Source organism: Acinetobacter sp. BWR-L5, from assembly GCF_039655985.1.
Taxonomy (GTDB): domain Bacteria; phylum Pseudomonadota; class Gammaproteobacteria; order Pseudomonadales; family Moraxellaceae; genus Acinetobacter; species Acinetobacter johnsonii.
This window is the reverse complement of record NZ_JAGFEV010000002.1, coordinates 46,679-70,960: the sequence shown is the minus strand read 5'-3', so window position 1 is coordinate 70,960 and position 24,282 is coordinate 46,679. Positions and strand designations below refer to the sequence as shown.

Here is a 24,282-nt window from a genome sequence, read left to right as displayed (position 1 = left end):
TATTCTATTGTTCAACGATGACAATGCACTATTCATCGGGAATGTCTGGATTCACTAAAAAAGCCAAGAGTTGCAATGACTCTTGCCAGCCCAGATAACAGCCATCGACAGGAATCACATCGGGTAAACCAGACTGCGTAATATGAACCTCTGTACCGACAGATACTTCTTTAAACTCAACACGCACTTCAATTTTTCCTGCTAGTTCAGGTACATCGAACTCATCGGTATAGCGTAATAAACTGTTTTCAACGATTTCATGATAAGTGCCATGAAATGAATGCTGCATGCCTGTACTGAAGTTGGTAAAAAACATGCGATATTGACCACCTTCTCGCAAATCAAACTGATCTACATGTGCGGTAAAGCCGTGTGGTGCCATCCATTTCACTAATGCATCTGCAGTGGTAAAAGCACGATAGACGCGCTCGACGGGTGCACTAAATACGCGGTGTAATTGGACGCTATTTGACATGATTTTTCTCGTTCTTTTCAAATATTCAGATTTATTTTAAAACGCTCAAACCCACATACTGTATTTTTTTTGTGCATCTTTTTTTTAAATAGCCAAACGTGGCCTGCTGTCTTTTTCTACCCACCAACAAAAAAAGCATGTTTTTCAACATGCTTTAACTTTGACCATTTCTTAGGCTTGACCTTGCTCATAGTCCTCATCATCTTCGTCGTCATAGACATAGGCCATACAGCCCCAGCCGTCATATTCACCACCAAACTGTTCTGCAATTTTAGTAAACCATTGTTCTAAGTCAACAATGTCTGAATACTCAGGTTCCATATACACATAAATGGTAATAATCCACTCAGATACATCACTTTCTTCATCGACAAACAAAGTGATTTTTTGCTCTTCTTGTAATAAATACAACGCACACTTTTCTGCTTGTGACTGCTCTTGAAAGGCAATCGAATATTCTATTTCATGCGGTTCAGATAGGTCGTCGCCATCCTCAGCCATTTGCCAAAGTACATTTCCGTTATCATCATCTGGATATAATTCATAATCACGTGTCATGCGTATGTCCTTGTTATCTTTTTAGCCAATATATCGTTGGCAAGTGACAAAATAGTGACTTCAACATAGCATATTTTGCTCATTTTTATAGCAGTTACATCTGATTTTTCGAAGGTTGTTTAGACTTTACTTCACGCAGACTTTACCGCGTTATTGTAAAACCCGATCTTCAACTAAAATGTCCGCTTGAAACTGTAAATCACTGCTTTTTAAGTTTTCTAATAAGGCTGCAAATTTAAGTTCTTCTAAGCGTAAAGCCAGATAACTCTCTTGTATCTGAGTATGACCGAAAGCTACACCATAGTGATTGATCAGGATAAAATCATCCTGCAAAGCTTGAATCAAAAGGCCAAGATTGTCTTTGCTCACACGTTGTAAATATAAGTCTGCTTTCGTATTAAACAACTGTGAAACCAAAACCATCATCGATAATCGCCGATTCTCATCCATAAAGGCGCAGTTCACAACGTCGTTTTGCTCAACCGCACAAATCACTTGTTGCCGGATTTTTTGTAAATGACAGGCCGCATCTGTTTTCCCATAGCCTTCGATGAGTTCATCTAATAACTGCTCCGAAGGCAGTTGATAACTCTGGCTGTAGGTTTCAATCTTATGATGTAAGGCCTTTGATATTTCAGCCAGATGTTGTCGTTCTTCAGCCATATGAAAAAAAGCACCCAGTTTTTCTCTGGCGCGCAGCATGCTCATTTCTTTGGCCTTACGCTCATACTCTGTTAAGAAGTGATGTACTTTTTCGATGCGCTGCCGACATTGTTTAAGCATCTGTTCAGCATCAAATTTGACCGTTTCAGCAAACAATTCCACTTGGTTGTGCCGTTCAATAACATAGTGCTCAACATCAATAATTTCTTGGTAAGGACTCAATGTTTCGTTACGTTGTCTGAGTGTTCCAAGCTCAATTCTTAAACTGGTCAGCCGATGTTGTAATTCACTTTGCTGCTGTTCATAAACTTCTAAACTGTTTCGACTGCGCTCTAAATTGATTTCTAAGGATTCAATCTTCTTTTTTTGGGCAAGGCTGTGTATTTTTTGCCAGCATATAACCGCACACAGCAGCACAAGAATGACAGCGAATACATAAAGCATGGCCTATCTCCCTAAGGGAACGTCATTTTTCTTTTAAAGACTCCGCTGTAAGAACACATGAAACTCGAACAGTAAGCCTTGGAACAGACAAACATATTTTCATTCAATTTCAATCAGTCGTGATCATGGCTAAAAAGCCAAACTCAAATGTTAATTTCAACAAAGATAAGCACACTGGATAAAACTGCACTTACACAACTTACGCTAACGGTTTTTTAAACTGCCCGATATCCCAAATTTTAAGTATTTCTCAGAATATAAATAAAGTGTGACACAGTTAAAATGGCACACTCCCATGAATCGCGACCGATTGTCCACTTAAAGGCTGCTGAAAGGCTAGAAAACTGGCATGTAAAGCCATACGTTTTAATGGACTTCGTGTCGGCTCAGGGTGATATAACTTATCCCCTGTAATTGGATGTCCAATATATTGCATATGCACACGAAGCTGATGTGAACGCCCCGTAATCGGGGTCAGTAAAACTCGCGTAATATCGGTCTCAGTATCATAGCTAAGTGCTTGATACAGTGTTTTTGCAGGTTTGCCCAACTCAAAGTGTACGATCTGCCGTGGTCGATTTTCCCAGTCAGTAATCAGTGGTACTTCAACACTGCCTTCGGCATCCAACTGGCCTTGAACTAAAGCAATATAGTGTTTGTCCACCGTGCGGGCTTGGAACATTTTGCTGACGGCCACTTCGGCATCGCGGTGCTTGGCAAACATTAAAATCCCCGAGGTCGCCATATCTAAACGATGGGTAATTTTGGCATGTGGATACTGGGCTAAAACCCGTAAATAGGCACTGTCTTGGTGTTCTGGTAAACGCCCCGGTACAGACAACAAGCCCGCAGGCTTTTCAATTACCACCAAATCATCGTCTTCATAAACGATCACCAAGTCTTCTTGGGGCGGTGAATATATAAAGTTGTCATTTAGAGCCATAGGAATAACAGCATACAAAAGCGAGCGCGAAAAATAGCAAGCTGTGTTTCTGCTGTCAATCATTCACCAAATATGGAAAACAGCCTTAATCTTAGGCGTCCATCACTCCATATAAAACCAGCTTTTTAGCAGCGCTGATTAGATTGAAAACTTAAAATTAAATGATGTAAGTGAAACTACAACAGCAGGATTTTTCGATTTTCGTGGGAAATATTAAAATTTATTTTTTTGATTTATATTTTATTCGAGTTCAAATTTTTTAGGGTGTCTGGGAAAACATGTTGTTTACTTCAACTATCATAACTTTGTAAGTGATGATCTTATAGCCTATAAACTTTTGATTTATAGCGTCCTAAGCCGAATCAAGACCTTTTGGGTAAGTACTACTCACGCGTTTTGCGCCACTGGTAGCATGCTACTCTTTTCGATCCCGTCACACCCTTGAGATATAATTTAACAATCCAAGGGCGGGATTGTTTCCCGAAGATAAAGTCTTTTTGGCTATTTTTGGAAAAAAATCTTGGCTTTCAGGTTATCTAAAAAATATTTTCCCAAATGCAGCGTATTTGTGATTTTTTTCTCACATAAAAGCGCTTTTCTCAGGATTTTATTTCTTTACTGCATCACAGATGAGAAAATCAACTTCCTGCACAGACCTGCATCAACTGAATGAGATTCCCACAGGTATCATCAAAGACTGCAACTTTGACTTTTCCGGCCCGCATCGGTTCACTGGTAAAGCGCACCCCTAAGTTTTTGAGTCGCTCATATTCCGCATCAAGGTCATCCACTTGAAAAGAAGTATAGGGAATCAGGTCTGCTTTAATTGCAGCTTTAAACGGCTGTGCCGCGGGATGTGCATCAGGCTCCAATAGCAGTTCAACACCCTCTGGACTTTCGGGTGAAACCAAGGTTAGCCAACGATAATCACCCACAGGTACATCATGTTTGATTTTAAAACCGAGTTTTTCTGTATAAAACTGACAGGCTTTTTCTTGGCTATCGACCATGATGCTGGTGACATATATTTTCATTGTTGTTCCATATTTTTTATCAGACTTTTAATGGTTATAGCAGAACTCTAAGCGTTCCAATGTTATCAAATCGCAATTTTTTTAAAGCCGTTTTCGCAAACCAAAGCGCCAATTTGTTTGGTCACAGTTAGAGCAAATATTTGGATAAATTCGGGGCAATATAGATGCTTAAAATGGAAGAAAATATTTGAATGGACGTGTCTTTTATCGTGTTGTTTTTATCATGTTGTTTCTAGGGATCAGGAGATAACTTCAACGATTAAAACTGGGTAAGTTCTAAACTTTTGCCTATAAATGGATAATCTATAGCGTCCTAAGCCGAATCGAGACCTTGTGGGTAAGTACGACGCTGATCTGATAGATAACGAGTCGCAAACTACTCTTTTCGATTCCTGTGCCCTTAAACGCTATATTAAGCAAATTGGTGCGGGATGAATTTCCGAAGATTGGCTGATTTCAAGCAATGATGAAAAATATTTCCCTAAATACAACTAGATTTGATAAAAACATTCATAATGACACTTGAATCATCTATTTCATCGCATAAAAATGAACTTCTATCATTTTTTACACCATCATTTCAGAACGCTTAAGTCCCCATATAACCTTGCAACCACGTTGCAATAAACCACCATAAACTGATCGCGGACATACCACAGAGTAAATTGGCAAGCACCTTTTGCATATTGCTGAGCTGAGACAGATAAATTTTTCGGTTAATCACATACGCAACCACAGCTAAGGCTCCACCGATTGCACCACCAATCATCACTAAAAACAAAGGCCAGCCTGCCATCAAATGAGCAGCTGTACTCAGCTTAGGTTTCTCTTCAACACTCAAAGCCAGTTCTTTACTTTCCATCGCTTTCCCCTATACATGATCAAGCAGTCATGTGACTGATGCCCTAGGCTCACGTCACTCATAAAAGTGCATTTTGAAATATAAGTTAGCAAAAACTAAGCCAACACTATTCAAAACTCAGAGCATCGATGTCCTGAATTTTGCTCAAATACATTGGAGCAACATTCACTTTGCTCCATGTTTCTTTAAATTTAGGGTCGCTATCAAGGTCTTTGTTGAGATTTTCTCTGACTAGCTTCTTTGCGGTGAGAAAATTGACACTGGTTTCGCTGTTCACATAAGGGCCGAAATTATCGGAGCTGTCATAGCCAATCAGACGCATATCACGCCCCTCTAAACGGAACTGATAGGCCCAATATCCATAACGACCATGGGCATAATGTAGTTTTAACAGGCCTTTTTCGATAGAGGGCATCAACTCAGGCGCAAAGTACACACCGCCATCTTCATTTTCTGAAGAAAACAGTGACAGGTTCTGAACGACTTTTTGGTAGCGCCCTTTTGTATTCAACAGCACGATCACACCACGGCGGTTGCGGTCTAGTTTCCCACGGTATTCATCGGTGACCCACTGTTTCGGATCTGTACCTTTGATGATTAAAACCACATCTTTTAAGCCATCTTTGTTTAAATCCCCTTGCACGACCTCAAACACCGTATATTTTGCAGGAAGATAAGCTTTGTATTGGCTGCTGGCTTTTTGTCGCTGAATATCCTCTGTGCTTAAATTTTCAGCATATATATTTGCGGATATACCCAACATTGCAGCGAACATTAGAGAAGTTAGAATGAACTGTTTTTTCATAGTTTTGTTAATTTTTTAAATAATAAAGTAGGTAAAAGAGCGCTCTAATGAATGCTTAATTTTGGCATCTGTGCTTCAGCTTAGCATTTATCAGAAGCCTATTTGTAGAATGCTCTACAATTAAAAACAGATGACTGTGTCAGTGTCATTTTTTGATTGCTGCCGTTCAAAACTTTCGGCTAAAGTGACGAAAGACCATTCAAATACGCTTCATCATGAAAACCAAAACTGCCCTGCTGATGCTGTGTCTTGCGCTTTCCCTCAGTGCATGCAAAATGTTAAAAACACATATTGTCAAAGTCACCAGCTCAACCGAAGCACAGCCAAATGAAGTGCTGTTAAAAACCACCAAAGGTTATGTGTACTTATCGACACAGAACATGACGGATAAACAGAAGCACATCCTAAAAAATCTGCGTCCCTTTCAGTGCTTAGAAATTAAAACACCTGAACAGTTTGCTATGCAAAACCGAGTAGTGCGATTTTCTGACTTTAAAATTCGCTCACTACTCGAAGCTGACCGAGAGTGTCGAAAAATTAAGGTCACGACCCGAGTTGAAATCCATTAATGTTGTAATACTTAAAAAATAGAACATCCATATCTAACAATGGAAAGCTCTGCATAATTCGCAGAGCTTTTTTGCTTTTGGCTATTTGAAACAACACTTGTCACAACCTTCGACTTTTTCTCTGGGCCAGTTCATTCTTGCCCGTTTATAAGCCAGCTCATAATTGGCAAAATAACCAATCAGAATTTGATCCTCCGAGCTGGGTAAATCTGTACAGCCTAAGGATGCATTATGAATATGATGAATGCCTTTTTCACTAGGCTGTTCATTTACAATAAATTTTATCATTTACAGTTCCCCGAATAATTTTTATAAAGTTCAACCACAAACAAAACCATACAAAAAGTATGTGTTTATAAAATTAAACGGATGCCGTATGAAAATCAATCATTATTTTAAAAGTGAAACTGACCTCTAAGTCATATCAAGTTAAAAGAATTGATGTCCACATGAGCGAAAAAGTAGCCACTCTATCTTTTAATTTAGAGATCCAACAACACCATAAGAAAACTACTGAAACTATAAAGGTGTGCTGATACTTTCTTGTTTTTTACGTTTAAACCAACGTACGGCCCAGATCGCCAAAATAATGCCCACGATCACCACCAAGACAGGAACCAGTAGTGAAAGCGCGGACAGTAAAACGGCTCCGACCCACTCCACTGTAGACACCAGTGGGTTGGCAACCCCGCCTGTCGTTGCGGTTGAAACCCCACGGACAGCAACGGTACTCATTTGCACGGCGCCTGCTGTACCGCCACCCACAATAAATGCCGCAGCCCAACTGGCAAACTGCGACATTTCCCCGCTGCTGACCGCCATAGTGGTGAGTGTTCCTGCGACCATTGCGGCTGGCGTTGCAATGGTGTCTAAAGCGTTGTCGACCCATGGTATGTAATAAGCTGCTATTTCACAGACGGTTGCAATGGCTAAGGCGATACACACCGATGGCATGGTTAACCATTCAAAACCTTGCATGGGTTCGAACCATCCTATAATAGATGCAAGGCTCATGACCAAGAGTGGGACAAAGACACGAAAGCCACAGGCAGCACTTAAGCCAATACCAATACAAAGTCCTAATATGGTTTCCATGCGCTTTTCCTGTGTGGCCTAAGTTGGGATGTTTTTATCTTTTTTATAACTTAGCAAAAAGCCCTATCGGGTGATAGGGCTTTTCTTTTAAACAGTGGGTAACTGTTAAATCTTTGGCTTAGGCATTCTTATTGTTAAATTGATTGCCTTGGCATTTGGTACACGGGGGTAAACGATCTGTACCAATTTCTAAGTAGACGCGGTGTCCGCATTGAACACAAAAATAGAAGCCTGTTCCAGGTTTTTCGCCAGCAGTAACCATTTTTGTTCTCCATATGTTTAGAAAATGGTCTTACTAGTATATGCATTTTATGATGGATGTCTATTGATCATTTCGACAAATGATGATGGCATTTGGGCAAGAAATGATTTCCATAGAAAATCTAAACATCTTACAAGGTGTTAGACACCCAATTTTCGATCTGCAATCCATCGACACGCAAAAATTCTTTTTCATTATTGGCCACCATCACCCAATTATTCGCACGTGCATGCGCGGCAAGCCACAAATTATTCGCACCAATAATCTGCCCCTTGGATGAAAGATCGTGACGTATTTGTGCATAGTGGTCAGCGACATATTCATCTAACTCAACCACTTGAATCATTGAGGTTAATTCATCTATCACTTTGAGGGCTTTTTCTTTTTGCTGACTTTTCTCTGCACCAAAACGCAACTCCCCCAAAGTAATGACTGAAATTAAAATATTTCGATGTGGGAGATGTTTTTCAAAATGCTGACGGACAATTTCAGGTTGATGTTTGATGATGTAGATACAAATATTCGTATCCAATAAATATTGTGTCTGCATTAGAACTCTTCTCGTTCCTGTGGTGGTTCATCCACTCTTTCTTCTGCATAAAAGTCATTCGGCATTTGCGCTAATACTTTAAATAACCGATCTACGGTAACTGGTTTTTCACGCAGAATCACTTCATCGCCACGACGGAAAATTTCGACTTCTGTACCTTCAAAGCGAAATTCTTTGGGTAAGCGAACAGCTTGACTTCGACCAGTCATAAAAACTTTTGCGGTAGTCATTTGATGTTTTCCAAACATACATTAAAGTTAAAAAGTTACACTAAATTAGTTTTTAAGTTCGATTCCCTCATAAAATATTTTGAGTACATATTCATCAAAAATATCTAAACTTTCTACTTCTTCAATTAACTGATCAATTCCTATATTTAGAAACTCACCCACTACATCATTAATCTCTAAATCATTATTTTCTAAATTAATTAACCCTGACAAACATATTTTCTTAGATAAAAAACGTGGTAATCCATATTCCTCCAAGAAAAAAACATTTTTGGGTAAAAATGCATGGGAAATTTTTTCAATAAAATTATTTATATTTAATTCTCTTTCATTTTTTTTATTATAAAGAGTCTGTAAGGACTTTAAAAAACTCGACAAATTGTAAGTTATTATTTTTTCAATCTTAAAAAACTCATCTATTCCTAAATCATAATTTTCTAATTCAGTTAATAATTCAGGGATATTCTTTTTCCAATTATCTTTTAAAACTAAAATGCATTTGATAATATCATAATAATTACCTCCTAAATTTGAAGGATGTACAGTATTCAGAATATGTAATAACGAAGTCTCCCAATACTCATCATCTGCATTTAATAAATTCATTTTCCGATAGTTCAAGTTTTTTGCTAATACAGCATGAGCAATTTTTTGTAGCAAAGACTTATTAGAGGCATCTAAATCCTGAAATGAAATTAACTCCGAATATTTCACACCTAGCAAATTTGCCATCTCTTTTTTGAAACTTATAATTTTTCTTAGTTCCTCAGGAGTCAACTCATCATTTAAATAGTCCTCATCAACCAACAATGATGCTTCATCTTGAAGTGCTAAATCTAGCTCTAAACTAACTTCTTTAGGAGGTTTCTCTAATAAAAATGCATTACCTATAAAGTATTTGAACATACGACCACTTCTACCCATAATATTTTTATAAGTAAAAAACTTTAAAGAAGAAGAACCAATTTTATTACTCCATAAAACTATATTTTTTGTACTCGTATTTACACCTTCAATAATAGATGATGTCGAAACCATTAGATCGAGTGGGACAGTTTCATATAAATGAAGCTGAATCTGTGACAATGATCTATGTAAATTACTATTATGAGTGCAAACACCTTTTTGTAGTAAAAATCTAAGTTTCCATGTGGGCGAATAATTCTTTTTTATCCAACTGGAAAACTGATTAAGCACTTGATTTTCTTTTATTTCGATATTTTCAGAAAGTAATGTTAAAACGTCGTCCAGTGCTGTGTGTGACTTTACATAAATTAAAGTCTTACCATCCACTTTATCTAAGATATCAAACAATGCTTTATTTTTATCATAATTGTCATTAATTTTTTCGTAAGTATGCTCAATATCTAATGCGACAGTATTACAATCGATACTGACAAACTCAACTCCTTTCGTAAAAATGCTATCAGTAAGGCTTTGTATATTCGGTGCTAGATAATATCTTTGTTTAGCTATACGTTGAAATTCAAGCATTGCTCTTTGTAAAGTGATACTTCTAGAATCTTTTTCTTTCTCACTTGCTTTATAAAATTCATCTACGACAAGTAAATCAATTTCTTCAATTACACCGATATAACTTAAAGCCCTCTCCTGAGGTAGTATCAATATATTTTTTTCAGCTAACTCTATATCAGATGTAGTTATAATCTTATATTGTCGTCCAAACTTTGGTTGTAATCTCCTTCTAATTTCATCAGCTAATGCAATCGTAGGGACAATCATCATAACGGTCTTAGGTTTTCTTAATTGTAGAAATGCATCAACCGTAAAACTTTTTCCAAAACTCGTTGGAGCACTCACCGCTAAATTTTTCCCATCTAACAGTCCAGATAAAAGTTTAGATTGCTCTCTATGTAAAACTACTTCTTTTCCCCCAATGTCAACTGAAAAAGCATTTAGTAGAATCTGCTCTTGCCATGTAGCATAGTCTTTATCTATATAAGGATAGAGTCCTACCTGCCTTAATAAGTCATTTAAAGGTGGAATTATTATTTTTTTATCTTCTGAATCCAAATAATCTAAATTACCAACTAGTCTAATAATTTTTTCCCTAGCATCTTCTTCATTACCAAGGATTAGAAATTCATTGATCACATGCATTTCTTCGAAAGCATTCATTAGTCTTCAGCCTCCGCCTTATAGTGCTCAACATTTTTTATAAATCTGTCAACTATTTTATCTTTATTGGGCACTGGGAATAGTATTAAATGAAATTTAATTAAATCATAAAACGGCACTTCTTTTAATTTATTATATTGACTTAAAAAATACTTATTAGCCTTTTCAAAATAATGTGTTTTCATTTTAGAAATATAATCTTCATCAAATAATGATGTTTCTTCAGTTATCTCACACCCATGTATAATCATAATAGGTACATTAATTAATTTTTTAATGTTATCGATTGAATTTTTTGGGGATAAATCTTTAATTATTTTATCTAACAACTCATTTTCAATACCTAAGCCATTTAGATCACTTAAGCCTGTAATAATCGAATTTTCTTTCTTTAATTTTTCTGTTTTAAGAGCCTCAGAAAGTGAATTTGTAATTTGATAAAAATTTTGGTCACTCAAGTTAGAAAAAAATTTTGCCTCGCCAAACCATAAACTATAGTTATCTCCATCAACTATAATATGAACACTATCTGCACCTTTTGCGTTGTCTTGACTATTTTGTTTGTAATATATTTTAGGTACAACAGGCAGAGCACCGTAATGATGCTTCATAATTGCATAAAGCATTATTTCTGCTATTTCACTACCCCGACCAATCGTGTCAGTCGGCTCTGATAATCTTAGTTTTTTTGCAGATTCTATTAATTTTTCCCGACTTTTATCAAATAAAGCTTCTCTTTCTTTGTGATTCAGAGCTGTTTCAGCAATGTTATTCCATATAAAGTTAAAAAACTTACTAGACCGCCATTTTCTATCTTCAAAATCATTGATAAATGTAACGATTTTTTTATTATCTTTGATTTTTATTTTATTATTTGTACATATATTCAAAAAATCATCGGATACTAAGACGTTAAAATCCATATTCATTCCAAAAAAATGCCCCAACATCAAGTTAGAGCATTTTTCAAACAATATCAATAACTTTAGACTACACTCTTATGACGCACTCGCTTCTAAAAAGTCCTGCGCAAAACGTTGTAATACACCACCCGCTTCATATACAGACACTTCTTCTTCAGTATCTAGACGACAAGTTACAGGTACTTCAACGGTTTCACTCTTACCATCTTCCGTCGCACGCTCAATGACTAAAGTTAAAGTCGAACGCGGCGCGATATTACCAATCACGCTATATAGCTCAGTACCATCTAAACCTAAAGTTTTACGGTCAGTTCCTGCTTTAAACTCAAGCGGTAACACGCCCATACCCACCAAGTTAGTACGGTGAATACGCTCAAAACCTTCCGCTACAATCGCTTCAACACCTGCGAGACGCACGCCTTTGGCAGCCCAGTCACGGCTAGAACCCTGACCATAGTCTTTACCTGCAACAATGATCAACGGTTGCTTACGGTTCATATAAGTTTCAATCGCTTCCCACATACGCATCACTTCGCCTTCAGGCTCAACACGTGCTTTCGAACCTTGCTTAATCGTACCGTCCGCACGAACCACCATTTCATTAAACAATTTCGGGTTCGCAAACGTTGCACGCTGTGCGGTTAAGTGGTCACCACGGTGCGTTGCATAGGAGTTAAAGTCTTCCTCAGGCACACCCATTTTATGCAGATATTCACCCGCTGCCGAATCCATCATAATGGCATTCGATGGTGATAAATGATCGGTAGTGATGTTGTCAGGCAAGATGGCAAGCGGACGCATATTTGCCAATGTACGTGGTGCAGCCAAAGCCCCTTCCCAATACGGTGGACGACGGATATAGGTACTTTGTGGACGCCAGTCATACAGTGGGCTTTCCGATTTTTCCGCCACACCCAAATCAAACATTGGAATGTAGACTTTACGGAACTGTTCAGGTTTCACCGCTTCTTTAACCAGAGCATCAATTTCTTCATCTGAAGGCCAAATGTCTTTCAGGTAAATTGGATTACCGTCTTTGTCGTTTCCTAATACATCTTTTTCAATATCAAAGCGGATCGTTCCTGCAATCGCATACGCTACAACCAGCGGAGGAGAAGCCAAGAACGCTTGTTTTGCATAAGGATGGATACGACCATCGAAGTTACGGTTACCCGAAAGTACCGCAGTTGCATACAAGTCACGGTCAATAATTTCTTGTTGTAGTTTAGGATCTAAAGCACCTGACATACCGTTACACGTGGTACATGCATACGCCACGATACCAAAACCGAGTTTTTCTAAGTCATTCAATACACCTGCTTCTTCTAGATATAAAGCAGCAGCTTTAGAACCAGGTGCAAAAGAAGATTTCACCCAAGGTTTACGTGTTAAGCCCAATTCATTGGCTTTACGTGCCAATAGACCTGCGGCAACCGTATTACGTGGGTTTGATGTATTGGTACAAGAAGTAATGGCAGCAATAATCACAGCACCGTCAGGCATTAAGCCATCGGTACGGTTTTCAACCACACCAGCAATGCCTTTTTCTTTTAAATCCGCAGTAGAAACACGGGCATGTGGGTTTGATGGGCCTGCAATATTACGTGTTACCGTTGAAAGATCGAAGCGAAGTACACGTGGATATTCCGCTTGTTTCATATCCGATGCCCAAAGACCAATTTCTTTGGCATAGTTTTCAACCAGTGCAACTTGCTCAGCTTCACGACCTGTCAGGGTTAAATAATCAATGGTGTTTTGGTCAATATAGAACATGGCTGCTGTTGCGCCATATTCAGGAGTCATATTGGAAATCGTGGCACGATCCCCCACAGACATACTGTCCGCACCTTCACCAAAGAACTCAAGGTACGCACCGACTACACGCTCTTTACGCAAAAACTCAGTCAATGCTAAAACGATATCGGTTGCAGTGATCCCCGCTTGACGTTGTCCAACAAATTCAACCCCGATAATGTCTGGAAGACGCATCCAAGACGCACGACCGAGCATTACATTTTCAGCTTCTAAACCACCGACACCAATTGAGATCACACCGAGCGCATCGGTATGTGGCGTATGTGAGTCTGTACCGACGCAAGTATCTGGGAATGCAACGCCTTCACGACTTTGTACCACTGGAGACATTTTCTCCAAGTTGATTTGGTGCATGATGCCATTCCCCGCAGGAATCACATCAACATTTTCAAAAGCTGTCTTAGTCCATTCGATGAAATGGAAACGGTCTTCATTACGACGATCTTCGATAGCACGGTTTTTCTCAAAGGCATCTGGATCAAAACCACCGAATTCCACAGCTAATGAGTGATCGACGATCAACTGAGTCGGCACAACAGGATTCACTTTCGATGGGTCACCGCCTTGATCGGCAATCGCATCACGCAAGCCTGCAAGGTCAACCAATGCGGTTTGTCCCAAAATATCATGGCACACCACACGCGCAGGATACCAAGGGAAATCGTGATCTTGTTTTGAGAAAATTAATTCTTTTAGTGACTGCTCCAAAATGGCAGGATCACAACGACGCACTAACTGTTCAGCCAATACTTTTGAAGTGTATGGAAGTTTTGCATAAGCGCCTGGCTGAATCTGTTCAACGGCTTCTCGCACATCAAAGTATTCTAGCTGGGTGCCTTGCAGTGGTTTGCGGTGATTATTGTTCATAGCGTTCCTGCCTTTGGTGTTTCATTTTTCTTCACTGTCTTTACTAGACAATTCATCTTTGTCTGCTAGGCATACTACACTGTCGAAAACCCATTTCCCAAATCTTTTATATTTCATAAACTTAGATATAAAAACAGGGGTTTTTGAAATATTTAGTTACATTAACTTTTAAATATTTACTCTAAATATGATTTTTTCTGAAAAATAGCGGAAAATAGCCCTAATTCTTTAGTATTAGATTTTAAGGTAGGCGAGCAATTCATGAGCGATCTAGCTTTCTCCTCTTTCACTTTAATTGGTGTAGATGCACTCAAATTTTTACAAGGCCAAGTGACGGTCAACGTTGAAGCTTTAGCTGAAAATATAACGCAATACACCGCCATTTGTGACTTGAAAGGCCGTATCCACTTTGGTTTGTGGCTGACAAAACGCAACCCTGAGCATTTTGAAATTGTCACCACTCAAGACCAGTCGGAAGAGTTTGCCAAGCACATTAAAAAGTTTGGTGCTTTCTCTAAAATGAAACTTGAACCTGTGGGTTCAGTTTTTCCAACATTCACGCAAGACCGTACCACTTTCTCTGCTGAGCCTACCGATATTGCTGCATGGCAAGTACAAGCCATTACTCATGGTGAAGCGTTTATCGACCAAGCGATTGAGCATGTGTTTCAACCTCAAGAGCTACGTTTACACCAACGTGCTGGCGTGCACTATGACAAAGGGTGTTACTTGGGTCAGGAAGTGATTGCGCGTTTATGGTTTAAAGCAAAACCAAAAGCGTGGTTGCATTTAATTCAGGGTACAGGCAGTGCACCTGCTCAAGCTGAACAGTTGAATAAAGGTATTCAAGTGGTGAATAGCACTGCGATTGATGGCGGTTATGTCGCGTTGGTGGTGGCACGTCCTGAGTCTTTAACTGAACTGGATGTGACGGTTTTAAACTTACCAGAACGCTTAAATGGTGATGTGGCAAGACCGCAGTAATTGTTTTAATTGTTTACTGATAAATTAGCCTCTAAAACTTATTTTTGGTTTTGGGGGCTTTTTAACTTAGAGCGATGAGGGATTTTTCTTCCTCACATAATAAACCACACCACCCTTATCATCTGAAAAATAAAAGGAATTTGCATCTATACGGTAAATATCCGCAGGTCGACCATTCACCTTATTCCCCACTAAAAAACCATCCATAAAGGTTTCAAGTTTTTTCCCTTTACGCATAATCACAATTTTATAGCCATGACCAATTGTGGCATCCGTAGAACCATGCAGAGCCACTAAAAAAGAGTTTTTAATGAGGTCATCCGTATTTGGATCATCAAAATAGTCAAAGCCTAGTGCTGATGAATGCGATGGGAAATAGGCATAAGGAGATGGTACATTTTTACATCCTGTTGGACGTTTAAATTTTGGGTCTGCTAAAATTTTACCATTAGACGAATAACAAGATGGCCAACCATAATCTGCATCACGCTTGAGTGCATAAAAAGTTTCATCAGGCTTATTTTTACCCAAATCGTCTGCACCTTGATTGGTGACAAATAAAAATTTACCCACCCATTTCAAACCGACGGCATTGCGTAAACCTGTGGCATAAATCTTTTGTTCAGAACCATCGGGGTTCATTTCTAAAACTGTCGCTCTAACTTTCTCTTTCTCGGTACAAGCATTACAACTTGAGCCGACTGAAACATAAATTTTCCCGTTCCCACCCACTGCAATGGTTCGTGTTAAATGCCAGCCACCATATTTATAACTTAAACCATAATCAGGAAAAGTCGCTAAAACTTCAGCTTTAGCCGTGGGTTTTATTTCACCTTGGGTGAATTTTCGTCGGGTGAGCTGATGAGTTTCAGCCAAATATAACCAGTCTTGCCCTGAAGAATCGGTATAAAATTGGACTGAATTTGGATTTTTCAAACCTGTCATATAAGGAATAATTTTGCCGAATTTTCCTGTTTCAGCATTCCATTCATCCAAAATATAAACGATGCCTTTTTTATTGTCGGTCAAATCGTGCATATCCGTTACAAACATTCTACCGTCAGGTGCTTTGCTAAAAAAACGAACACGTTTTAAGCCCTCAGCCGCAGGAACGATGTCGTAATTTGCTGGAAGGTTTAGAGAAAAGCGCTTCCCATTTTTCAAGTTGATTTGATGAGGCACAAGATTTGGCTGCCTAGCTAAAACTGCCATTGAGCCAACTAAACATATGAATAAGATTGAGAATATTTTTATCATTTTAGATACGTCTCGATTCATCTTATGAAAAGTAACCTTCTTTTTTATAGGATATAACTTGAATGATGACCACATAGTCAAACGCTTTTGCTACAAAAACGTATAGGCTCTTCATATACAAACTATTATTTTATATTATCTTTTAGCCTGACCACTGCAAGCGTCTTTGCAGTGGGTTAAGGCCTTCATTCTTGTTCTACGGATATAATAGAACATAAAAAATATTGCTTTAGAAATCTATAGCAACCATCAGTACTTTGATAAAAAGTTCATCCAATGACTTAAACCCTTTTTAGAGCCCTATTTAATAGTTCACTCATTTTCAATGAATATTAAAATATCAAAAATCATGAAACAGCTTATTCATGTCTTTGCAGAGATAGTCTTTAAATGAAAAGTCTCGTGCATGTTTAGCATCAAATTTTGCGGTCACACCGTCTTTTTCAAAGATATACACGCGGTCATCTTTGCTCACTAAAAATTCACCACCCAATTTCATCAATAAGGCATCAATTTTTTCACCATCTGGAATCGACTCATCGGCCAAAACTTTTAAATAATTTCGCTTAATTGACTTAATAAACATGCTGAACTCACTACTCATTTTCAGCGCTATTTAAACAGAATCTAAGCCAGAATCCTAATAAATCCCGAAGCTCATCAGCTACAAATACCAATAACACGTTTCAGACGTTTCCACTACACAGCACGCGGTTTGTATTGGAAAAATATATACCGATCAACACAATCAACGGAAATTTGTAAGACCAAGACACAATTCAGATATTTACATTCACACAATTCAACTTATGATGTGAAATGACTCAAAACAAATACACACATAGATGGACTTATGTGTAAGAAAAAGGTTTATAAAACATGAAGAAAATCGTACTTGCAAGCTTAATTGCACTCACTAGCCAGCTTGCACTTGCAGCCACCACTCAAGATACCATTAACCCCGAATTTGCCAAGATAGAGGAAATGGTCAAAGCCAACAATATGACGGGGGCATATCAGGCTTTAGAAAAACTGGCAAAGTCTGGCAACTCACAAGCCATGTATAACTTGGCTTATTTGACTCAGACTGGCCAAGGCACAGCGAAGAATGAGAAGAAAGCCATTCAGCTCTATCAAGATGCTGCAAACAAAGGCTACCCTGTTGCGCATTATGTGCTTGCGAAAAACTATGTCACGGGTACTTTAGGCTTGCCTCAAGACATTAACAAAGCCAAACAACACTTTGAAGCCGCATCTAAATTAGGCTTTGATGATGCAACCGTTGAATATGCCGTGCTGTTATTTTCTGAAAATAAGCCAGAGTCTGAAAAGTTAGCCCTTAAGAAACTTGAGCCTTTGGTGAAAAAAGGTAACTATCAAGCCATTCATGCACAAGCCCTGTACGACATCAGCACAGGCTTTAAAAATAAACAAGAAGCACCCATTCAAAAAGGCCTCAACAGCATTCAAGACTTAGCCAAAAAAGGTTACATTCCTGCCCTGATGGCCGTAGGCAATATGTTTGCCAATGGCAATATCATTCCGCAGAACTTACCTGAAGCGAAGAAAATTTTTACCGCTTTAGCTAAAGAAAATGTGCCACAAGCGAAAGAATCATTAGCGCAGGTTGAAACCATGATGGCGAATCAAGCTAAGTCCCCTGCAACAGCAGCAGTCAAAAAATAAATCGCTTCTTCAAAAAATACTCTCCTCGGAGAGTATTTTTTTACCACCAAAGACCAATCAAGACACTGACCACCACAAAACTCAATAGCGTGCTGATCATCAGTGGAGTGAGTGCTTTTTCATTCAAACCATACACTTGCCCAAAAATTCCAAACAAAGACGGCATCGGCAAAGCCGCAATCAAGGTCCCTGCATAAATCATCTTTGGGTCCAATGCAGTCAAATAGATCAGTCCTAAATAAACCAATAGCGGCATACAAATATTTTTAGATACCACCAGATAAACCGTTTGCAGGTTAAAAGACTGAATAGTGAGACCCACCATTCCCCCACCAATAATAAAGAGCGCTAAAGGTGCAGCAGTCTGGCCTAACATCGCAAACACTTGGTCAATTAAATGTGGAATTTGAATTTCGAAAATCGCACAACTCATACCAAGCATCACCGACAAGAACAGTGGATTTTTAAGTAGCGTAAGAAATGTAGTTTTTAAAATGGAGGCTAAATTGGCTTGTCTTTGTCGCCCTATTTCTGCCAGAGTGAGCATCAGCGGTACAAGAAATACACTTTCAATGATCACCACCAATGAAATATAAATCATCGCTTCACTTCCCATCAGCAGCGTCAAAATTGCTGCTCCCAATAACCCCGTATTGGACATGGATGCACCCAGTGAAAAAACTGCAGCATGGGTAAAGTGATTCTTAAATAGCTTTTGACCTAAAATAAAAGCCGTAATAAATAAGCCAAAGGTCACAGCTGCATAAACATAAAAATATGACGGATACCAAATTTCATGCAAATCTTTTGAAGCTAAGGCGTGCAACAATAAAGCAGGTAACGCAATTTTGATGACAAAAGCACTGATTGCAGTCATTTGCTCTTTAGCGAGCAACTGAATTTTGACAGAGGCAAAACCAAGGAAGAGTATGAAAAAAACTGGAAAAATTACCGAAAAAATCATTCAAGCTGTTCCTTTTCCAGATGATGTAAGTAAAGACCTATCCTAGGATACACCTTTACTCAGTTGAAATATTTTTAAAGCCCAATAGCGAAGCAAAATGCTTATGCGATTAGAATGCAGAAAACAAATCTTTGATCCCATGTGGCTGACACCGTAAATACTGCGGTGCGATAGAGACTTTCCCACCCAGTTCTGCGGCTGCATGCCACGGCCATCGTGGGTCATACAACATGGCGCGTGCCAGACCAATTGCATCGGCTTCTTGCGCCTCCAAAATATGTTCAGCCTGCTTGGCTTCTGTAATCAAGCCCACCGCAATGACTGGAATTTTCACCGCTTGTTTCACTGCGTGGGCAAAAGGCACTTGATATTTGGCCTTAATCTGAATGTCTTGTTCCACATGCAAGCCACCACTTGAAACATGAATATAAGCGGCACCGAGTTGCTCTAACGCTTTCGACAGCCCCACTGTTGAATCAATATCCCAACTTTCTGTTGCAGTCGACTCCATCCAATCGGTCGCAGATAAACGTATACCCACGGGATAATTTTCAGGAACAGCTTGTTTAATGGCTTGAAACACTTCTAAGGTAAATCGAATACGGTTTTCAAAACTTCCACCATATTCATCGGTACGTCGGTTCGACAGGGGTGACATAAACTGATGCAACAAATAGCCATGGGCTGCATGTAATTCGATCAGCTCAAAACCTGCATCTACTGCGCGCACTGCTGCGCTAGCAAAATCATCGATGATGTCTTGCATCTCCGTCACACTCAAAGCATGTGGTGCATGTTCTTCAGGCTTAAAGGGGACATCACTGGCAGACACCGTTTGCCAACCATGCGGTTCATTCGGTTTGATCTGACCTTTTCCCGACCAAGGTCGGTCGGTCGATGCTTTACGTCCCGCATGTGCTAGTTGGATGGCAAAAGGCATCGGAGAGAGTGTTTTAACTTTTCTGAGCAAGGCTTTCATTTGTGCACGTTGCAAATCATTCCACAGTCCTAAATCCGCAAAACTGATCCGTCCTACCGCTTGTACGGCTGTCGCTTCAACAATACATAAGCCCGCACCTGACAAAGCATAATTGGCCCATTGTTGCTCATGCCAATAGCTCAGCTCACCCGCATCATTGGCTGAATATTGGCACATCGGCGCAATCACGATTTTATTTGTTAAGTTTAGATCCCCAAATTGAATGGGTTGAAATAATAATGGCATCACAGCTCTCCCTGTACTCACTATGATCTATAACAAATAAAGTGCCTTGCATTCAACGCTAAAAGTGCAAATCTGCTGTCAAACCTTTGCACTTTTATGGCTATCCATTTAGAAAATAATACGGCTTCCGAGCCCCAAGACCAGTGCATTATCCACCACATGGCTTGAACCTGAGTTGACCACATACTGAATGTTGGGACGTAACATTAACCACGGCGTAGCGTTATAGCTATAGTTCAGTTCAATATTGTATTCCGCGCTCGCATCATACTGTGCTTTCCCCGCAGTGAATCGCTCATTCAGATGTACACGATTCACCCCCAAACCTAAAATATCCGTCGGATGCTGCTCAAATACCCCAATATATTTCAGCCCCACTTGTTGTGAGTTATCTACTTTATTGGTGATGCGATCATGCCATGTAAAATTGGCAAAACTATGCAAACCTTGGCGCCCTGCACCCGTTGAAGTCAGTTGCTGTTCTATGGCAATCCAACCTGCAAACGTCCGGTCTTCGCCAACCACACCTTTGCCATAAGCCACGTCATATTGGTTATTCGGATCATCTGCGGTGTTATAAATCCCACCAACCCGATAACTCCCCGCCAAACCATTAAACAGTGCTTTTGGTGTCCAAATCACTTCTACTGGAATAGTCACACCGTCGGCATGCTCTGTGTCTAGGCTCCAACCTTGTCCTTCGGCTTTTCCATTGCCATTATCTGGATTGAATTCATAAACACCCACTTGAGTTGTCACTTCAGGGGTCAGTTGATACTTAATGCGGCCACCCCATTGTGAAACCGGCGTATTCATCCAGATATTACCCTGCCATTTCCCCATTTGCGCGGCACAAAAGGCATTACTGACAAAATCACACGCCATCACATCAAAATCAGAACCCAAACCCAGTCGCCCAACTTTGACACTGAGCCCTTGTTCTTTAAAACGTTTTTCAATTGAAAGCTCTGACAAACGGCTGTCTTGGTTTCCACGACCATAAGTGGCTTGTACATTGGCTAATTGCGGTGCAGAAGGATCTTGCAAATCGCGAATTGAGGTACTTTGTCCTTGACGCGCAGTCGCAACAAAACGAACAGTGACCCCTTCCCAGCCCGCTAGCTTCTCTAAATCAAATTGTGTACCTAGCCAAAACTGTGAAGCGGTATTTGGGCTTGCACCTGCATTATGCCCGCCATCCGCCAAATAGTTGGTATCTGTTAAAGCATTAGCTTCAAACTTAATGCCTTTTTGCGCCAATTCAGTTCGTTTTCCCTGCCAGTCACCAAACAAATACTGACCATGTACATCCAACATCTGCTCCGCATGACTCACTGTCGCCCAGGCACACATTGCAGTTGCAAATAAAGAGAAAGAAAACTGTCGCATAAACCTAAGCCCCAAACTAAAATGAAGAACAATTCATTTTATTTAAATGAAAAATTTAATGAAAAGTACATAATTTTCAAACAAAGATCTCAGCAAAATTTTTATCATTAAGTCAAAAAAAAGTTATCAATATCGCCCACAGCTATAAATAGAAGATTGGATTTGGGTGATTCATAGCAGTTTTCACTCAATTCAAGAATGCTATTTAAAGAGGATGATTCCTGATCACAACAGACAACCCCGCAGTTTAGCTTTGTACAAATGCGCTAAAAGCAAGTCCCTGACTGAAATCACTTGCAATCTTGCGTGTACACCGCAATATTAGCCTCAAGTTTTATCGTCTCATGTTGCCATGCCAGAATTACCTGAAGTTGAAACCACCAAAGCCAGTTTAGCGCCGTTATTAGATCAACAAGTGCTCAGTGTTGAAGTTCGCCAGTCGAGCCTACGTTGGCCAATTCCCGCCGATCTCAACAAACTGGTGGGACAGCGTTTAATTCAACTCAAACGCCGCTCTAAATACATTTTGGCCATTTTTGAACAAGACACGATGCTTTGGCATTTGGGCATGTCAGGGAGTTTCCGTATTTGTGAAGTGGGTGAAACGCTGCGTAAACACGATCATTTGATTATTCGTTTTGAAGATGTCGAGCTACGCTACCATGATCCGCGCCGCTTCGGCTGTATTTTATGGTTGGATAAATATTCGCAAACCAAGTTAATCGATACGCTTGGGCCTGAACCACTGAGTGCTGATTTTAACGCTGAATATTTAAGTCAAAAGTTAAAAAACAAACAGGTCGGCACAAAAGTTGCAATCATGGATAATCACGTGGTGGTTGGTGTCGGAAATATCTATGCCACAGAGAGTTTGTTTAATTTGGGCATACACCCTGCGCAAGTGGCGTCTAGTTTAACACCCAGCCAAATTGAAAAATTGGTGGTCGAGATTAAACGTATTTTGCAGCAGGCCATCGATTTAGGTGGTTCTACCCTGCGGGACTATTCCAACGCAATGGGTGAAAATGGTTACTTTCAACAAACCTTATTGGCTTATGGTCGAGCAGGTGAAATGTGTGTGAACTGCGAAACCACACTTGAAAACATCAAACTAGGACAGCGTGCTTCTGTATTTTGTCCCGAATGCCAACCGCTGAAAAAAGTGCAACCTAAGCCCAAAACCACAGCTCGAGGAAAAACCAAATGAAAACTGCCATTGTTCGTCATATTTTGGTCAAAGACAAAGACCTCGCTGAACAACTGAAAAAGAAAATCCACGATGGCGCCGATTTCGCCAAAATTGCCAAGCAATATTCCACCTGTAATTCAGCTAAGCGCGGTGGTGAACTGGGTGAAGTCAAAAAAGGCCAACTGGTGCCTGTGATTGATAAATTGGTCTTTAGTGCTGCTGAAAAAGTACTACATGGCCCCATCAAGAGCCAATTTGGTTTTCATTTACTAGAAATTAAATTCCGTATGGATTTTTAAAAGGCTACGCGGTGTGTGATGTGTTTAAGTCTAAGCACATCACGGACGCTGTATTTGATTAAGCCTCTTTCATCTCATATGTCCAAGCATCAATACGTTCGCCAGATTCCAGCATCCCTTGCACCCTCACCCTTCGATATTGTATCCCTTCAAATTCATCCAACGCATCCCAATGTTCGGTTAATTTTTCACTACTAAAAAAATATCCTTCAACTGCTGCTGCTTGTGGGTCTAAGACGATGGCGAATAAGCCTTTGTCGGGTCCCCAATCCAAAATATGCACCATGCCATGCACATAGCCTTTTTGCCATGTTCCACCTATGCGCTCTAAAAGATGGGCATTTTCATGATTTGGACGAAGTGTCCCATAGACAAATAATTGGTTCATTTGGCATCACCACCGCTATTCAATCATCGCGCATCATAAAGTCAAAATTGTACAAAAACCAGTCTTTCGATAAGTCTCAGACATAAAAAAACGGCACTTGATGTGCCGTTTTATTTTAACCGTTCGATTACTGACGTTTTTTCAATTCATCACGAATTTCACGTAGCAACGCGATATCTTCTGGCGTTGCTGCTGGTGCTGGCGCTGCTTCTTCTTGTTTACGGCGCATACGATTGATCATTTTCACCATTAAGAACACCACCCATGCCAAAATGATGAAATTAATTAAAATCGTAAGGAAGTTACCATAAGTCAGGACGTTCACCCCAGCTTTGGTCAACTCATCTAAAGACTGTAAATTATTTGGGTTATCCCCCAAAACAAAGAATTTCTGTGTGAAGTCTACACCACCACCAGTCACCACCGTGATCAACGGCATAATGATGTCTTTCACCAAGGAATCGACAATTTTACCAAATGCACCACCGATGATCACACCGACAGCCAAATCAACCATGTTACCTTTTACCGCAAATTCGCGAAACTCTTGAACAATACTCATCTAAATCTCCAGTTATTTTTTGACTTTAATTTATGTGACGAAGTATACATTAATTTTATAGCTTCATTTCCATGTAATTTACTCGGAAATCATCTGCTTTTATAT

General features: G+C 39.6%; 27 protein-coding genes. 5 read left to right on the top strand and 22 right to left on the bottom strand.

Annotated elements, in window-relative coordinates:
• Positions 1-28 precede the first annotated feature (28 nt).
• The 7 genes from JZ787_RS03865 to JZ787_RS03835 all read right to left on the bottom strand — a co-directional run bounded on the left by JZ787_RS03865 (position 29) and on the right by JZ787_RS03835 (position 5,742).
• Positions 29-475 carry an SRPBCC family protein gene (locus JZ787_RS03865; protein ID WP_010327413.1) on the bottom strand — a complete coding sequence of 149 codons (447 nt, stop codon included), beginning with the start codon at positions 473-475 and terminating at the stop codon, positions 29-31.
• A 171-nt stretch (positions 476-646) separates the two neighbouring features.
• Positions 647-1,033 (bottom strand): ribonuclease E inhibitor RraB, encoded by a 387-nt coding sequence (locus JZ787_RS03860; protein ID WP_004695219.1) that lies wholly within the window; start codon positions 1,031-1,033, stop codon positions 647-649.
• Between the two features lie 150 nt (positions 1,034-1,183).
• Positions 1,184-2,140 (bottom strand): DUF5660 family protein, encoded by a 957-nt coding sequence (locus JZ787_RS03855; RefSeq protein WP_168158248.1) that lies wholly within the window; start codon positions 2,138-2,140, stop codon positions 1,184-1,186.
• 277 nt (positions 2,141-2,417) lie between these two features.
• Positions 2,418-3,083, bottom strand: a complete 666-nt coding sequence (locus tag JZ787_RS03850; protein WP_004983068.1) for an RluA family pseudouridine synthase — start codon at positions 3,081-3,083, stop codon at positions 2,418-2,420.
• 638 nt (positions 3,084-3,721) lie between these two features.
• Complete coding sequence (locus JZ787_RS03845; RefSeq protein ID WP_168158249.1) at positions 3,722-4,117, bottom strand: VOC family protein; 396 nt, start codon at positions 4,115-4,117, stop codon at positions 3,722-3,724.
• A gap of 589 nt (positions 4,118-4,706) precedes the next feature.
• Complete coding sequence (locus tag JZ787_RS03840; protein ID WP_159153323.1) at positions 4,707-4,979, bottom strand: hypothetical protein; 273 nt, start codon at positions 4,977-4,979, stop codon at positions 4,707-4,709.
• Positions 4,980-5,085: 106 nt separating this feature from the next.
• Positions 5,086-5,742, bottom strand: a complete 657-nt coding sequence (locus JZ787_RS03835; protein ID WP_346311713.1) for a hypothetical protein — start codon at positions 5,740-5,742, stop codon at positions 5,086-5,088.
• Between the two features lie 257 nt (positions 5,743-5,999).
• On the opposite strand from JZ787_RS03835, the gene JZ787_RS03830 reads away from it, so the two are divergent.
• Positions 6,000-6,353 (top strand): hypothetical protein, encoded by a 354-nt coding sequence (locus JZ787_RS03830; protein WP_346311712.1) that lies wholly within the window; start codon positions 6,000-6,002, stop codon positions 6,351-6,353.
• An 81-nt stretch (positions 6,354-6,434) separates the two neighbouring features.
• Here the strand turns inward: JZ787_RS03830 and JZ787_RS03825 are convergent, their stop codons facing one another.
• The 8 genes from JZ787_RS03825 to acnD all read right to left on the bottom strand — a co-directional run bounded on the left by JZ787_RS03825 (position 6,435) and on the right by acnD (position 14,234).
• A complete protein-coding gene (locus JZ787_RS03825) occupies positions 6,435-6,641 on the bottom strand; it encodes a hypothetical protein (RefSeq protein WP_005400272.1) in 207 nt (68 codons plus the stop codon).
• Positions 6,642-6,872: 231 nt separating this feature from the next.
• Positions 6,873-7,448: a DUF4126 domain-containing protein gene (locus JZ787_RS03820; protein WP_346311711.1), complete on the bottom strand. Its 576-nt coding sequence runs from the start codon at positions 7,446-7,448 to the stop codon at positions 6,873-6,875.
• Between the two features lie 118 nt (positions 7,449-7,566).
• Positions 7,567-7,710, bottom strand: coding sequence for a zinc ribbon-containing protein (locus tag JZ787_RS03815; protein ID WP_004695201.1), 144 nt, complete (start codon positions 7,708-7,710; stop codon positions 7,567-7,569).
• Between the two features lie 130 nt (positions 7,711-7,840).
• Complete coding sequence (locus JZ787_RS03810; RefSeq protein WP_346311710.1) at positions 7,841-8,260, bottom strand: type II toxin-antitoxin system VapC family toxin; 420 nt, start codon at positions 8,258-8,260, stop codon at positions 7,841-7,843.
• Positions 8,260-8,490 (bottom strand): type II toxin-antitoxin system VapB family antitoxin, encoded by a 231-nt coding sequence (gene vapB / locus JZ787_RS03805; protein WP_005400268.1) that lies wholly within the window; start codon positions 8,488-8,490, stop codon positions 8,260-8,262. Before vapB ends, JZ787_RS03810 begins: the two co-directional genes overlap by 1 nt.
• Before the next feature lie 45 nt (positions 8,491-8,535).
• The gene (locus JZ787_RS03800; RefSeq protein ID WP_346311709.1) at positions 8,536-10,629 is read right to left on the bottom strand and encodes a DEAD/DEAH box helicase; all 2,094 of its coding nucleotides are present in this window, start codon (positions 10,627-10,629) and stop codon (positions 8,536-8,538) included.
• Positions 10,629-11,552, bottom strand: coding sequence for a DUF1837 domain-containing protein (locus tag JZ787_RS03795; protein WP_346311708.1), 924 nt, complete (start codon positions 11,550-11,552; stop codon positions 10,629-10,631). The genes JZ787_RS03800 and JZ787_RS03795 overlap by 1 nt, the downstream gene beginning before the upstream one ends.
• A gap of 75 nt (positions 11,553-11,627) precedes the next feature.
• Positions 11,628-14,234: a Fe/S-dependent 2-methylisocitrate dehydratase AcnD gene (gene acnD / locus JZ787_RS03790; protein WP_346311707.1), complete on the bottom strand. Its 2,607-nt coding sequence runs from the start codon at positions 14,232-14,234 to the stop codon at positions 11,628-11,630.
• 261 nt (positions 14,235-14,495) lie between these two features.
• Between acnD and JZ787_RS03785 the strand changes: the two genes are divergently transcribed.
• Positions 14,496-15,218 carry a folate-binding Fe/S cluster repair protein gene (locus JZ787_RS03785; RefSeq protein ID WP_346311706.1) on the top strand — a complete coding sequence of 241 codons (723 nt, stop codon included), beginning with the start codon at positions 14,496-14,498 and terminating at the stop codon, positions 15,216-15,218.
• A gap of 66 nt (positions 15,219-15,284) precedes the next feature.
• Here JZ787_RS03785 and JZ787_RS03780 read toward each other — a convergent pair whose 3' ends face one another.
• Positions 15,285-16,475, bottom strand: coding sequence for a glucose/sorbosone dehydrogenase (locus tag JZ787_RS03780; protein WP_346311705.1), 1,191 nt, complete (start codon positions 16,473-16,475; stop codon positions 15,285-15,287).
• Positions 16,476-16,815: 340 nt separating this feature from the next.
• Positions 16,816-17,061: a hypothetical protein gene (locus JZ787_RS03775; RefSeq protein WP_004695190.1), complete on the bottom strand. Its 246-nt coding sequence runs from the start codon at positions 17,059-17,061 to the stop codon at positions 16,816-16,818.
• Positions 17,062-17,354: 293 nt separating this feature from the next.
• Between JZ787_RS03775 and JZ787_RS03770 the strand changes: the two genes are divergently transcribed.
• Entirely contained in the window at positions 17,355-18,161 is an 807-nt protein-coding gene (locus tag JZ787_RS03770) for a tetratricopeptide repeat protein (protein ID WP_242759589.1), read from the top strand.
• A gap of 40 nt (positions 18,162-18,201) precedes the next feature.
• Here JZ787_RS03770 and JZ787_RS03765 read toward each other — a convergent pair whose 3' ends face one another.
• The 3 genes from JZ787_RS03765 to JZ787_RS03755 form a co-directional block, all read right to left on the bottom strand.
• Entirely contained in the window at positions 18,202-19,125 is a 924-nt protein-coding gene (locus tag JZ787_RS03765) for an AEC family transporter (RefSeq protein WP_346311704.1), read from the bottom strand.
• Between the two features lie 109 nt (positions 19,126-19,234).
• A complete protein-coding gene (locus tag JZ787_RS03760) occupies positions 19,235-20,350 on the bottom strand; it encodes an NADH:flavin oxidoreductase/NADH oxidase (RefSeq protein WP_234950636.1) in 1,116 nt (371 codons plus the stop codon).
• A gap of 108 nt (positions 20,351-20,458) precedes the next feature.
• Entirely contained in the window at positions 20,459-21,739 is a 1,281-nt protein-coding gene (locus tag JZ787_RS03755) for a carbohydrate porin (RefSeq protein WP_346311703.1), read from the bottom strand.
• Between the two features lie 352 nt (positions 21,740-22,091).
• On the opposite strand from JZ787_RS03755, the gene mutM reads away from it, so the two are divergent.
• Together mutM and JZ787_RS03745 are read left to right on the top strand one after the other, a co-directional pair.
• Entirely contained in the window at positions 22,092-22,946 is an 855-nt protein-coding gene (gene mutM / locus JZ787_RS03750; protein WP_168158262.1) for a bifunctional DNA-formamidopyrimidine glycosylase/DNA-(apurinic or apyrimidinic site) lyase, read from the top strand.
• Complete coding sequence (locus tag JZ787_RS03745; RefSeq protein ID WP_004695176.1) at positions 22,943-23,227, top strand: peptidylprolyl isomerase; 285 nt, start codon at positions 22,943-22,945, stop codon at positions 23,225-23,227. Before mutM ends, JZ787_RS03745 begins: the two co-directional genes overlap by 4 nt.
• 58 nt (positions 23,228-23,285) lie before the next feature.
• On the opposite strand, the gene JZ787_RS03740 is transcribed toward JZ787_RS03745, so the two are convergent.
• Together JZ787_RS03740 and mscL are read right to left on the bottom strand one after the other, a co-directional pair.
• Positions 23,286-23,615: a gamma-glutamylcyclotransferase family protein gene (locus JZ787_RS03740; RefSeq protein WP_234950639.1), complete on the bottom strand. Its 330-nt coding sequence runs from the start codon at positions 23,613-23,615 to the stop codon at positions 23,286-23,288.
• Between the two features lie 127 nt (positions 23,616-23,742).
• Positions 23,743-24,177: a large conductance mechanosensitive channel protein MscL gene (gene mscL, locus JZ787_RS03735; RefSeq protein WP_234950640.1), complete on the bottom strand. Its 435-nt coding sequence runs from the start codon at positions 24,175-24,177 to the stop codon at positions 23,743-23,745.
• Positions 24,178-24,282 lie beyond the last annotated feature (105 nt).